Annotated in this window: 18 protein-coding genes; 11 read left to right on the top strand and 7 right to left on the bottom strand. The window is 39.6% G+C overall.

The window, feature by feature from the left end:
- Positions 1–19 precede the first annotated feature (19 nt).
- Entirely contained in the window at positions 20–163 is a 144-nt protein-coding gene (locus HNR63_RS04995; protein WP_006318326.1) for a small acid-soluble spore protein P, read from the bottom strand.
- Between the two features lie 105 nt (positions 164–268).
- Here HNR63_RS04995 and HNR63_RS05000 point away from each other — a divergent pair, with 105 nt between their 5' ends.
- Positions 269–529, top strand: coding sequence for a hypothetical protein (locus tag HNR63_RS05000; RefSeq protein WP_009361159.1), 261 nt, complete (start codon positions 269–271; stop codon positions 527–529).
- Positions 530–546: 17 nt separating this feature from the next.
- Here HNR63_RS05000 and sspO read toward each other — a convergent pair whose 3' ends face one another.
- Positions 547–696, bottom strand: coding sequence for a small acid-soluble spore protein O (gene sspO, locus HNR63_RS05005; RefSeq protein ID WP_004890592.1), 150 nt, complete (start codon positions 694–696; stop codon positions 547–549).
- 169 nt (positions 697–865) lie between these two features.
- Between sspO and acnA the strand changes: the two genes are divergently transcribed.
- Positions 866–3,574 carry an aconitate hydratase AcnA gene (gene acnA / locus HNR63_RS05010; RefSeq protein WP_181519992.1) on the top strand — a complete coding sequence of 903 codons (2,709 nt, stop codon included), beginning with the start codon at positions 866–868 and terminating at the stop codon, positions 3,572–3,574.
- A gap of 24 nt (positions 3,575–3,598) precedes the next feature.
- Here the strand turns inward: acnA and HNR63_RS05015 are convergent, their stop codons facing one another.
- Complete coding sequence (locus HNR63_RS05015; RefSeq protein WP_021094632.1) at positions 3,599–3,730, bottom strand: Small acid-soluble spore protein; 132 nt, start codon at positions 3,728–3,730, stop codon at positions 3,599–3,601.
- Positions 3,731–3,794: 64 nt separating this feature from the next.
- On the opposite strand from HNR63_RS05015, the gene HNR63_RS05020 reads away from it, so the two are divergent.
- On the top strand, positions 3,795–4,262 hold the full coding sequence (locus HNR63_RS05020) for a divergent PAP2 family protein (protein WP_085789192.1): 468 nt from the start codon (positions 3,795–3,797) through the stop codon (positions 4,260–4,262).
- Here the strand turns inward: HNR63_RS05020 and HNR63_RS05025 are convergent.
- Both HNR63_RS05025 and HNR63_RS05030 read right to left on the bottom strand, forming a co-directional pair.
- On the bottom strand, positions 4,257–5,153 hold the full coding sequence (locus tag HNR63_RS05025; protein WP_181519993.1) for a DMT family transporter: 897 nt from the start codon (positions 5,151–5,153) through the stop codon (positions 4,257–4,259). The two genes, HNR63_RS05020 and HNR63_RS05025, sit on opposite strands and share 6 nt — an antisense overlap.
- Before the next feature lie 60 nt (positions 5,154–5,213).
- Positions 5,214–5,897 carry a queuosine precursor transporter gene (locus tag HNR63_RS05030; RefSeq protein WP_085789194.1) on the bottom strand — a complete coding sequence of 228 codons (684 nt, stop codon included), beginning with the start codon at positions 5,895–5,897 and terminating at the stop codon, positions 5,214–5,216.
- A 122-nt stretch (positions 5,898–6,019) separates the two neighbouring features.
- On the opposite strand from HNR63_RS05030, the gene HNR63_RS05035 reads away from it, so the two are divergent.
- Both HNR63_RS05035 and HNR63_RS05040 read left to right on the top strand, forming a co-directional pair.
- Positions 6,020–6,670 carry a ribonuclease H family protein gene (locus tag HNR63_RS05035; protein ID WP_181519994.1) on the top strand — a complete coding sequence of 217 codons (651 nt, stop codon included), beginning with the start codon at positions 6,020–6,022 and terminating at the stop codon, positions 6,668–6,670.
- On the top strand, positions 6,667–6,855 hold the full coding sequence (locus HNR63_RS05040; protein WP_085789195.1) for a zinc-finger domain-containing protein: 189 nt from the start codon (positions 6,667–6,669) through the stop codon (positions 6,853–6,855). The genes HNR63_RS05035 and HNR63_RS05040 overlap by 4 nt, the downstream gene beginning before the upstream one ends.
- 36 nt (positions 6,856–6,891) lie before the next feature.
- Here the strand turns inward: HNR63_RS05040 and HNR63_RS05045 are convergent, their stop codons facing one another.
- On the bottom strand, positions 6,892–7,170 hold the full coding sequence (locus tag HNR63_RS05045) for a DUF2564 family protein (RefSeq protein WP_181519995.1): 279 nt from the start codon (positions 7,168–7,170) through the stop codon (positions 6,892–6,894).
- Positions 7,171–7,282: 112 nt separating this feature from the next.
- Entirely contained in the window at positions 7,283–7,483 is a 201-nt protein-coding gene (gene cspD, locus HNR63_RS05050) for a cold-shock protein CspD (protein ID WP_003398931.1), read from the bottom strand.
- Positions 7,484–7,731: 248 nt separating this feature from the next.
- On the opposite strand from cspD, the gene HNR63_RS05055 reads away from it, so the two are divergent.
- The 6 genes from HNR63_RS05055 to HNR63_RS05080 all read left to right on the top strand — a co-directional run bounded on the left by HNR63_RS05055 (position 7,732) and on the right by HNR63_RS05080 (position 12,335).
- The gene (locus HNR63_RS05055; RefSeq protein ID WP_021094639.1) at positions 7,732–7,980 is read left to right on the top strand and encodes a hypothetical protein; all 249 of its coding nucleotides are present in this window, start codon (positions 7,732–7,734) and stop codon (positions 7,978–7,980) included.
- 123 nt (positions 7,981–8,103) lie between these two features.
- The gene (locus HNR63_RS05060) at positions 8,104–8,508 is read left to right on the top strand and encodes a secondary thiamine-phosphate synthase enzyme YjbQ (protein WP_425485162.1); all 405 of its coding nucleotides are present in this window, start codon (positions 8,104–8,106) and stop codon (positions 8,506–8,508) included.
- Positions 8,505–9,059: a glycerol-3-phosphate responsive antiterminator gene (locus HNR63_RS05065; protein ID WP_085789197.1), complete on the top strand. Its 555-nt coding sequence runs from the start codon at positions 8,505–8,507 to the stop codon at positions 9,057–9,059. Before HNR63_RS05060 ends, HNR63_RS05065 begins: the two co-directional genes overlap by 4 nt.
- A 166-nt stretch (positions 9,060–9,225) precedes the next feature.
- Positions 9,226–10,053: an MIP/aquaporin family protein gene (locus HNR63_RS05070; RefSeq protein ID WP_085789198.1), complete on the top strand. Its 828-nt coding sequence runs from the start codon at positions 9,226–9,228 to the stop codon at positions 10,051–10,053.
- A gap of 32 nt (positions 10,054–10,085) precedes the next feature.
- The gene (gene glpK, locus HNR63_RS05075) at positions 10,086–11,576 is read left to right on the top strand and encodes a glycerol kinase GlpK (RefSeq protein WP_181519996.1); all 1,491 of its coding nucleotides are present in this window, start codon (positions 10,086–10,088) and stop codon (positions 11,574–11,576) included.
- Positions 11,577–11,753: 177 nt separating this feature from the next.
- Entirely contained in the window at positions 11,754–12,335 is a 582-nt protein-coding gene (locus tag HNR63_RS05080) for a DUF5317 domain-containing protein (protein ID WP_181519997.1), read from the top strand.
- Positions 12,336–12,347: the final 12 nt, after the last annotated feature.

Here is a 12,347-nt window from a genome sequence, read left to right on the forward strand (position 1 = left end):
TGACGTTGTGTCAGCTCTTTCACATATCGTGACTGGAGTTATGCTTTTGACGGGTATGATTTTGATTTTTTACTTTTTTCGATCCGCTAAGCGGTTCTGGTTGTCCTGGGTTATCTCCTTTTGGAGCATTTTTTCGCATATCTTTGCTTGTATTTTTGTTCATACCATACACTCCTTTCCTTCATATGATGGCATGGTAGATGAGATTTATGCATATTTCGCTCATGAATAGGCACGATAAATATTAAAAAGAGAGGAAGTGAATGAGATGCCTTATCATAAAAATAAGCAACAAGCGTTTGAAGCTGCCCAACAAGGAACAATGGAGGCGAAAGAATGGTACGATCATCTTGTGAAAAGTGATGCAGATTATGGAAGTCAATTGCATCATTTAAAACAAGAAGTAAACGAAGCGTTTGAGCAAATTAATAATGCGCTTGAAGTAGCTTCTGAAAAACAGCGAAAACAGCTTGAACAATTTCGCGATGATTTGCAAGCGATTGTAGAGGAAGTAAATATGTATGAATAATCCCGCTTCAAGCGGGATTATTGATTTTTCTTACGTTTTTTATTATTTTGTTTTTGAGCTTCAGTAAGTGGTTCATTAGAGAGTTCTTCATTGTAACCTGCGCCTTTTCCTTGAGCGCTTGCATCATTCATGCCCGGAATGACATGATTTGCTTTTCTTTTTACCATCTTTTTTCACCTCCTACAACTATTGTTGGAAAGAGAGCAAAAAAATATGCATTTATCTGAAACTTATAAACAATTATTATTTACTTATGTAGAGCATTGTATTAAGATAAAAGCGTAGGAATTTTGTGGGTTTGGGAGAAGATGACTTGTTAGAAGGGGGTAATACATAATGGTGAAAAATGATGTATTTCAAGCGCGTTCTACATTTGAAGTAAACGGGAAAACATATCATTATTATCGCTTACAAGCGCTTGAAGAAGCGGGAATTGGAAACGTATCACGTCTTCCGTATTCGATTAAAGTACTTCTTGAATCAGTACTTCGTCAAGTTGATGGACGTGTCATTACAAAAGAGCACGTTGAAAATTTAGCGAAATGGGGAACGAGCGAACTAAAAGATGTAGATGTTCCATTTAAACCATCTCGCGTTATTTTGCAAGACTTTACAGGTGTTCCTGCTGTCGTTGATTTAGCTTCGATGCGCAAAGCGATGGCGGACATTGGTGGAGATCCGTATGAAATCAACCCCGAAATTCCTGTCGATCTTGTCATTGATCACTCTGTTCAAGTTGATAAAGCTGGAACAGAAGATGCGCTCGAGTACAATATGAATTTAGAGTTTGAGCGTAATGCAGAACGCTACAAGTTTTTGAAATGGGCACAAAAAGCGTTCAGCAATTATCGTGCTGTCCCACCAGCAACAGGTATTGTGCATCAAGTGAACTTAGAGTATTTAGCGAATGTGGTACATGTCGTTGAAGGAGAGAACGGTGAATATGAAGCGTTCCCGGACACGCTTGTAGGTACAGACTCTCACACGACGATGATTAACGGCATTGGCGTACTCGGTTGGGGTGTTGGTGGTATTGAAGCGGAAGCGGGTATGCTTGGACAACCTTCTTACTTCCCAGTACCAGAAGTCATCGGTGTGCGTTTAACAGGAAAGTTACCAAACGGTACAACAGCAACAGATCTTGCGTTAAAAGTGACACAAGTACTTCGGAAAAAAGGGGTCGTCGGCAAGTTTGTTGAATTTTTCGGTCCAGGTGTGGCAACATTACCTTTAGCTGACCGTGCCACAGTAGCAAACATGGCGCCTGAGTATGGTGCAACGTGCGGCTTCTTCCCAGTTGATGCAGAAGCGCTTGATTACTTGCGTTTAACAGGCCGTGATGAGCAGCATGTTCAAGTTGTTGAAGCATATTGCAAAGCTAACGGTTTGTTCTATACACCAGATGCGCAGGAGCCTGTATTTACAGATGTTGTTGAAATTAACTTATCAGAAATTGAACCGAATCTTTCTGGGCCAAAACGTCCACAAGATTTAATTCCGCTTTCAAAAATGAAAGAATCGTTCCGTCAAGCGGTAGTTTCTCCACAAGGAAACCAAGGCTTTGGCTTGACAGAAGCGGATTTTGATAAAGAAATGACAGTAACGTTAAACGGCGAAGAAGTAAAAATGAAAACAGGTGCGATTGCGATCGCTGCGATTACAAGCTGTACGAACACATCGAACCCATATGTGTTAATTGGAGCAGGTTTAGTTGCGAAAAAAGCAGTGGAAAAAGGATTAAAAGTTCCAAAATACGTAAAAACATCGCTTGCGCCTGGTTCAAAAGTCGTCACAGGATACTTAAAAGATTCAGGACTCCTTCCTTATTTAGAACAAATTGGATTTAATATCGTTGGTTACGGTTGTACGACATGTATCGGTAACTCTGGTCCACTTGCTCCAGAGCTTGAAAAAGCAATTGCAGAAAATGATTTGCTTGTGACGAGTGTATTATCGGGTAACCGAAACTTTGAAGGACGCATTCATCCGCTCGTCAAAGGTAACTATTTAGCATCACCGCCGCTCGTTGTGGCATATGCACTTGCTGGAACGGTTGATATCGATTTATTAAATGAGCCGATCGGTAAAGACCAAAACGGAAATGACGTGTACTTTAAGGATATTTGGCCGTCTACAGAAGAAGTGAAAGAAGTCGTAAAACAAGCTGTGACACCGGAATTGTTCCGCAAAGAATACGAGCGAGTATTCGACGATAACGCTCGTTGGAATGCGATTGAAACGACGGACGAGCCACTTTATCAATGGGACGAACATTCAACGTATATCCAAAACCCACCATTCTTTGAAGGATTATCGCCAGAAGTGGAAGAAGTAAAACCACTTACTGGATTACGAGTGGTTGGTAAATTTGGAGATTCTGTCACAACAGACCATATTTCTCCAGCTGGATCGATCGGTGTAAATACACCAGCAGGACAATACTTGATTTCTAAAGGTGTTGATCCGAAAGATTTTAACTCGTATGGTTCTCGTCGTGGTAACCATGAAGTAATGATGCGAGGTACGTTTGCTAACATTCGTATTCGTAACCAAATTGCACCAGGTACAGAAGGTGGCTATACGACATATTGGCCAACAGGCGAAGTCATGTCGATTTACGATGCTTGCATGAAGTATAAACAAGATGGTACAGGTCTTGTTGTCATTGCAGGAAAAGATTACGGTATGGGAAGTTCACGCGACTGGGCAGCAAAAGGAACATATTTACTTGGCATTAAAACAGTCATCGCTGAAAGCTTTGAGCGTATTCATCGTTCAAACCTTGTGCTTATGGGCGTGTTACCACTTCAATTTAAAGAAGGGGAAAATGCGGAAACGCTTGGATTAACGGGTAAAGAAGTATTTGAAGTGCACATCGATGAACATGTAAAACCGCGCGATTATGTAAAAGTAACAGCGACAGACGAACAAGGAAACAAAAAGGAATTTGAAGTGCTTGTACGCTTTGATAGCGAAGTAGAAATTGACTACTATCGCCATGGCGGTATTTTACCGATGGTACTACGCGAAAAATTAAAACGATAAGAAGAGAGCAGACCGCTCTCTTCTTTATTTTTTGTTCGTTTTTTTCGCCGCATTTTCTAATGCACTTTTTGGCTCGGGTGTAAATGTAGCATCATATCCTTGTGGATTGACGCTTGGAGCGTTTTGGCCGCGATTTCTTCCATTATTTTTGCTCATTACGTCCACCTCCTGTGCATATTGTATCCGTCTTTTCGAAAAATATATATAAGGAGGCAAGGATATGAATCGAGCCATTCAAACAGCATTATGTACAATTGCGTTAGCCCAATTTTTAAAAATTCCATTGGCGAAAAGAAAAACGAAAAAATGGGATTGGTCACTCTTTTTTGAGACAGGTGGTATGCCAAGTTCCCATTCCGCAGGAGTTGCTTCACTTGCCACATACGTTGCTTTAAAAAGGGGAGTGCAGAGCATAGATTTTGCCCTTGCAGCCATTTTTGGCTTAATTGTTATGTATGATGCTCAAGGAGTGCGTCATCAAGCAGGAGAGCTAGCTATTCGTGTAAATGAATTAACTGAAGAAATTGAAAAGATAAAAGGAGCTCCTGATGATGGTAAGCTTGATCGAAAAGAGGAGTTATTGCGTGAACGGCTTGGTCATCAACCTATTGAAGTTATTGGGGGAGCGTTTCTTGGTATTGTTACAGGCGGGTTATCTTATGTCATAAGTAGAAAGCGCTCGCTATGAGAGGCGAGCGCTCTTTTTCCTTTGCCATATATGTTGAGGGAGTTCGGAAAAAATCATTCCTAATAAAATGAGTGCAGCCCCGAATAAAGCGGCCTGTTGAAGACGCTCATCATTCCATATATATGCAGTCAAAGCAGCAAAAACAGGTTCTAGAGCAAAAATTAAAGCAACACGTGTTGGAGAGGTATATTGTTGAAAATGCGTTTGAATAAAGAAAGCAATTGTTGTTGCGAATAGTGCGGTGATGAGTAAAGCGACCCATACATCAAATTTAAAAAAAATGGAGAGCGGAACAACGGACCAATCTTCGAACAAATATGAACATATAAAACAAATAATAGATACGGTCTGAACTTGAACGGTTGTTAGTAGGACGGCTGAAAATTTTGTCGCATAAATGCTTGTTGAAACGATATGTAATGCAAAAGCAATCGCGCATAAAAAGACGAAGAGATCACCTTTGTTCATTGACATATCTCCGCTTACAGTCAAGAAATATAGTCCACATGCAGCTAATACACTTCCAATGACAGCATTCAGCGAAGGTTTTTGCTTTAAAATCATAAATGAAAAAAAGGGGACAAGAACGACATTTAGTCCGGTAATGAATCCTGCTTTTGATGAAGTAGTGTACAATAAGCCGATCGTTTGAAAAGCATATCCAAGACATAACCAAATGCCAAGAATAAATCCAGCGCGTATAAGTTGCTTATCTAGCGGTTTTCGTTCAAAGATAAATACCCAAATCCATAGCAATATACTTGCGATCGCAAAACGTACGCCATTAAATAACAATGGGGGCAAAAAAGCAATGGCGTTTTGAACGACGACAAACGTAGCGCCCCAAACGAAAGCGACAAACAATAAACTTATATCTGCTTTATACTTCATATTCCGCTCCTTTACAAAAAAATGTTGTATAAGACCGAAGTCTCATACAACATTTTACCATCATTCCATATATTTTGGGGATATTTTTTTGGCGATATATACGAACGGTGTATCTAACGTTGCGACAATCCATTTTAATACATATGTCGTAATAAAAATTTGTAGCCAATCATGAAATGGGAATACACCGAGAAACGCGATTGATGTGAAAACGAGCGTATCGATCAATTGGCTAATCATCGTACTTCCGTTATTGCGAATCCAAAGTTGAGAATCATGCGGGAATTTCTTTTTAAACCAATGAAACAAGTAAACATCAAGTGACTGGCTAATTAAAAAAGCAAGCAAACTACCAAGTGCGATACGTGGCAACAAACCGAAAATCGTTTCTAACGCTGGTTGTGCGAAGTCGGTAGCATGCGGTTTAAATAGTAAAGCAAGTTGCATCACGATCGTGAGTGAAATGAGTGTAAAAAAGCCGAGCCATACCGCTTTTTGTGCTTCTTTTTTTCCGTATTTTTCACTTAAAATGTCAGTCACTAAAAAGGCGGTCCCGTACATGACGTTTCCAAGTGTAGCTGTCATACCAAGCAATTCAACCGTTTTAACGACTTGTAAATTAGCGACAACAGTAGAAAAGCCGATCCAGACGAATAAACCTGAGCGACCAAAGAAACGATAAATGAGCAATACAAGTGAAAATGTAATGATGGCAGAAAAAAGACCGAGTATTTCGTTGAACATGGTGATCCCTCCTCATGTATGAAAGTATAAAGACACAAAGGATATTATACAATTGAGATCATTTTTTGTCTAAACTGTTATAATAAAATCAAAAAGAAAAGGTGAGCGATGTGAAGGTGTTTATGGAGTGGACATATGTAACACCGAAAAAAAAGGAAATGGTGTGGACATCAAAAGAAATGGAAGTGGAGGAGGCTTTATCTTTTGCAGAAGATATAGAGAAAACAGGAAGAGTAAAACAACTTTTATTTTATGATACACGTGGTGTGGCATGGACAAAGAAAGAGTTAGCCAAGCTAATGAAAGAAATTGAAACAGAGCCACATGATATTGTTGCCTATTTTGATGGTGGTTTTGACCATGAAACAAAAAAAGCGGGAGTTGGCGTTGTTATTTATTATAAACAAAACGGCGATCCGTTTCGCATACGCGCAAATGCGCAGCTAGATGAATTGCAGTCAAATAATGAAGCGGAGTATGCAGCATTCTATTTTTTACTCGAACAGCTTGAACATCTTGGTGTTCATCATTTACCCGTTGTTTTTCGCGGAGATGCACATGTCGTATTTCATCAATTATCTGATGAATGGCCTGTATTTTCAGACGAAGGGAGATGGGTTGAGCGAATTGAGCAAAAAATGAAGAAGCTTTGTATTTCACCAATTTATGAACCAATTGGTAGAAAGCAAAATGGTGAAGCGGATCAATTAGCGACACAAGCGCTTCATGGAACGATCATTACGAGTACGATGCGTTTGGAGCGTGAGCGATGAATCGAAAAGATGTATTACTTCGGTTAAATGAGTTGTTTGATACGTATTGCCAAGAATGTTTTGTGAAAAGAACATTTCGTAAAGAGTGCGGAAAATTGTATGCGCAATCGTTTTGCATTCAAACATGTACAGTAGGCGAAAAAATACAACAATACGGTCAGTTGCTTGTGAAACAAAAAACATAACAACAGAGTGTCCCGAGTATACGGGACACTCTGTTGTTACATGTGACTGATCGTCTCTGATAATTGATGATGTGCGTCTGCTAGTTCCTTTTCGCATTGTAACAACAACGGATCTTCTGCGCCTGTTTTGGCGCGCGCGATCGCTTCTTTGGCATTTTTAATTGCCTGTTTTGCATGATCAAACGCATGGTCATCTAAGCTCATCGTTGCTGCTGCCACCATTTTTTTGGCTGACTCAACCGCCAAACGCGCATTTTCGATTTCTGTAAATACGCTATTGGACTGAAGATGCGGTTTTTTTGGATTTTGTGTCATTACTATCCCTCCTCGTTTGTAGTATTTGTGTGAAAGGAGGCGAGTATGTAATGAAAAAAGACCAGCGTTTGCTGGTCTTTTCGTCGAGCTATATATGAATCATCTCAGACGATTATAGTTTCACTACGTTTGCAGCTTGAGGGCCACGGTTTCCTTGAACGATTTCAAAAGAAACAGCTTGACCTTCTTCTAACGTTTTGTAGCCTTCACCTTGGATTGCTGTGAAGTGTACGAATACATCGTCTCCGCCTTCAACTTCGATGAATCCGTAACCTTTTTCATTGTTAAACCATTTTACTTTACCGTTTTGCATAATACTGAATCCTCCTAATACCTTTTAGCCAATAGGCTAATGAAAAAATTTTTCATATAACGGAATATATCCACAGCAACCAATCGGTGCAGGACATATATTCAGTTAGATGATAATTAGACTATACACGAATGACAAGGAAGAGTCAAGACAAAAAGGCGATTTTTTCAAAAAATTTTTTTAGAGGAGGATTTTTGTAATCAGTGCATAACATTAACAGTAAGGAGTATAAAAAGGGAGTGAGCGGTATGTATCGTGGTCAAATTGGTGGAAAAGAAGTCATCATTAAGTTAAGCAATCATGTACGAAAGCAAAAAGTCGATCAAGAAAAGCTATATCAAACGGTTTTAGCATTTAGCGAAGCAGCATTTGAACAGCAGAAAGAACAATTTGGTATTGTAAGCAAACAAGGGTTAATTGTTGCCTCGGTTGAACAGCATGATTTGCCTGTGATTTCGGTAGATTATATCATTCCGTCTCACCATGTATATGATTAAAGCCCAGATTATCCTGGGCTTTCACTATGATAGGTGGTATTTCGTGATTCATGAATTTTTTTATGGAAAACAACTGTGAAAATATGTATGATCATAAATATATGAGGATAAAGGTGGGAAGATATGATGATGAAACGATGGACGATTCAAACAACGAAGCGAGATGAGTTTGTAGATGTTACTTCGTTTGTTCAATCATTTGTTACAGAAAGTGGAGTACAAGAAGGAATTGCCGTTGTTTATTGTCCGCATACAACCGCAGGAATTACGATAAATGAAAATGCCGATCCGGATGTGAAACGAGACATGATTCGTCGTTTCGATGAGTTGTATCCATGGCATCATACGCTTGATCGGCATAGTGAAGGAAATACTGCGGCACATATGAAAGCAAGCACGGTTGGATCATCAGCGCATGTTATTGTCACGAAAGGTCAGCTGCTTCTTGGGACATGGCAAGGCATTTATTTTTGCGAGTTTGACGGACCGAGAACGCGCACATTTTATGTAAAGGTGATGGAAGGATGAACGGACAACGTATTTTGCCTGCTGTACGTTCGATGAAAGATTTTGATAAACTTATCAAAATGAATTACGAATATGGGGTGTTTTTAGATATTCATATCGGTATGCTGAAAAGTGTGTATACATACGCAAATGAGCATGGTAAAAAAATGTTTCTTCACGTTGACTTAATTCAAGGGCTAAAAAGCGACGAATATGCGACGGAATTTTTATGTCAGCTCGTCAAACCATATGGATTGATTTCGACAAAAAGCAGTGTAATCACGAAAGCAAAACAAAAAGGCGTTGTCGCCATTCAACGCACATTTATTATTGATTCGAATGCGTTTGAACGAAGCGTTCAACTTGTAGAAAAAACAAACCCGGATTACATTGAAGTGTTGCCAGGTGTTGTTCCGAAAGTCATCTCTCAACTTCATGAACGAACAGGGAAGGACATTATTGCTGGCGGATTAATAGAAAATGAAACAGAGGTCGAAGCAGCGCTTGCCGCAGGGGCTGTTGCGGTAACGACATCAAATGTCGAACTTTGGCGGTATTTTGAACCAAAATGATGAAGGAAAACTATTGACACCGCTTTCAACATTCATTAGACTTGTAAGTAAGTTAATTAACTTTGTGACGGAGAAAAGGAGACTCACGCATGTTCCATGTTCGCGGGATATGTGTGGGTCTTTTTGTTTTCTGTCAAAATAAAATGGCAAAGGGGGAAGAAAGGCTATGACACCATTTATAGCCGAAGTTGTAGGGACTGCATTATTAATTATTTTTGGAGGGGGGGTTTGTGCAGCAGTTAGTCTGAAAAAGTCGTTTGCTCAAAATGGTGGTTGGATTGTGATTGCAATGGGTTGGGGACTCGGAGTTGCTATTGCAGTATATGTCGTGGGGCAATATAGTGGAGCTCATCTAAATCCTGCAGTTACATTGGCTTTAGCTTTTAACGGAGATTTTCCTTGGAATCAAGTTCTGGAATACGTTCTAGCTCAAATGATTGGTGCAATGATTGGCGCAACATTTGTGTTTTTGTATTATTTACCACATTGGAAAGAAACAGAGGATGCAGGTGTGAAACTAGGTGTTTTCTCTACTGGACCAGCCATTCCAAATCGTTTCGCTAATTTACTTAGCGAGATACTAGGAACTTTTATTTTAATTGTTGGAATTTTAGCAATTGGAGCCAATAAGTTTACAGAAGGCTTAAATCCACTTATTGTAGGGTTTTTTATAGTCAGTATAGGCCTTTCTCTAGGTGGAACGACTGGATATGCGATCAACCCTGCAAGGGATTTAGGTCCGAGAATTGCACACTTTTTATTACCTATACCAGGTAAAGGAAGTTCGAACTGGGGGTACGCTTGGATTCCTGTTATTGGTCCTTTGTTAGGAGGTTCATTAGGAGGGCTTTTTTATAAAGCTGTATTTAAAGGACAAATGACACAATCATTTTGGTATGTTTTTGTGATAACGGTATTTATTTTAAGCATTGCGTTTGTATCAGAACAGAGAAAAACTAACAACTTGCAAGCAGCAAGAAAAATAACGATATAGATATAATGTAAAAATATAGGAGGAGAAGGAATATGGATAAATACATTTTAGCTCTTGATCAAGGGACAACGAGTTCACGTGCCATTTTATTTAATCAAAAAGGGGAAATTGTGCATATTGCACAAAAAGAGTTTACACAATATTTTCCTCAACCAGGATGGGTCGAGCATAATCCGAATGAAATTTGGGGTTCTATTTTAGCTGTCATTGCAACCGTATTGTCGGAAGCGGCTATTGAGCCGAAACAAGTTGCGGCTATCGGTATTACGAACCAACGGGAAACGACAGTCGTATGGGATAAACAAACAGGGCAGCCGATTTATAACGCGATTGTATGGCAATCACGCCAAACAGCACAAATTTGTGAACAATTGAAACAGGCTGGATATAATGATGTATTTCATAAAAAAACAGGTTTGCTCATTGACGCTTACTTTTCAGGAACGAAAGTGAAATGGATTTTAGACCATGTTGATGGTGCACGCGAAAAAGCAGAACGTGGGGACTTATTGTTTGGAACAATTGACACATGGCTTACTTGGAAACTGTCTGGCGGGAAAGTACATGTAACTGACTACTCTAATGCGTCAAGAACGTTAATGTTCAACATTTATGAGCAAAAATGGGATGATGAGTTACTAGACATTTTACAAGTGCCGAAAGCGATGTTGCCAGATGTTCGACCATCTTCAGAAATTTACGCACATACGGCACCGTACCATTTCTTCGGACAAGAGGTACCGATCGCTGGAATCGCAGGGGATCAGCAGGCGGCATTATTCGGGCAAGCATGCTTTGAAGAAGGAATGGCGAAAAACACATACGGCACAGGTTGTTTTATGTTAATGAATACGGGTGAAAAAGCCGTTCAGTCAAAGCATGGTTTGTTAACGACGATTGCGTGGGGGATTGATGGGAAAGTCGAGTATGCACTAGAAGGGAGCATTTTCGTTGCTGGATCTGCGATTCAATGGCTACGTGACGGATTACGAATGATTAAGGAAGCAAAAGATAGCGAGGCGTATGCAATAAAAGTGCAATCAACAGATGGCGTATATGTCGTGCCAGCATTTGTAGGGCTTGGGACACCGTATTGGGATAGCGACGTACGAGGAGCGGTATTTGGCTTAACGCGTGGAACGACAAAAGAACATTTCATTCGTGCGACACTTGAGTCGCTTGCATATCAAACGAAAGATGTGTTAACTGCAATGGAAGCGGATGCGGGTATTACGTTAAAAACGTTGCGTGTAGACGGCGGAGCAGTGAAAAACAACTTTTTAATGCAATTTCAAAGCGATATTCTCGGTGTACCAGTTGAAAGACCGGTTGTGAATGAAACAACAGCGCTTGGTGCGGCATATTTAGCAGGACTTGCGGTTGGATATTGGCAAAGTAAAGATGAAATTGCGAAGCAGTGGAATATTGATCGTGCCTTCGAACCGAAAATGTCTACTGATGTTCGTCAACATTTATATGATGGATGGAAAAAAGCAGTTCGCGCTGCACAAATGTTTAAATGAAAACAAAACCAGCTACCCACTCGGTAGCTGGTTTTTTAAAATAAAACTATGTTCTAAATAATCAATAGAAAAACTGAAATATTTCATTAATATAACCGTTTTCACATAAAAAAAAATGTGATAATATAATCAATAAAAAGACAAAAAATTTTGGTTTTAAAGAAATGTGAGGGCTATATGGTACACGATGGAATTATTTTAGGAATTCTCATTGGCTTATTTCGCGGAGGTAATTTCAAAGGCATCGCAACTTTGAAGTTAAAAGGAGGTTGGATTTTTCCAATCTTATTGCTTGTGCAATGGATTTTTTTCTTGTTGCAGGATCGTATCGCTATTTTAGCGAATATAAGTAACATCACATTTATCGTTGTCTACATCGTTGGATTAACGTTCATTTGGCTTAATCGTCATTATCCGGGGATGAAAACGATTTTTGCTGGTGTGCTTTTGAATTTCATTGTCATTGCTTTGAATGGCGGTAGAATGCCTGTTTCACTTGAAGCGACACAAGCTGTTTTAGGACAAGAATACGTCGAGCTTCTAAAAACAGGACTTTACGGGAAGCATACGGCTATTACAAATGACACCATATTCCCGTTCTTAGGGGACATTATCCCTTTAGCACCGCCTTATCCGCGTGCAAAAGTGATTAGCATAGGCGATGTAGTCATGAATATTGGTGTGTTTTTGTTTATTCAGTATTTAATGATGAAGGAAAAACAAACAAATTCTCTTCAACCAACACATGAAGGGAGGTGAAAAACATGAACG

This window comes from Anoxybacillus ayderensis, assembly GCF_013761015.1.
Classification (GTDB): domain Bacteria; phylum Bacillota; class Bacilli; order Bacillales; family Anoxybacillaceae; genus Anoxybacillus; species Anoxybacillus ayderensis.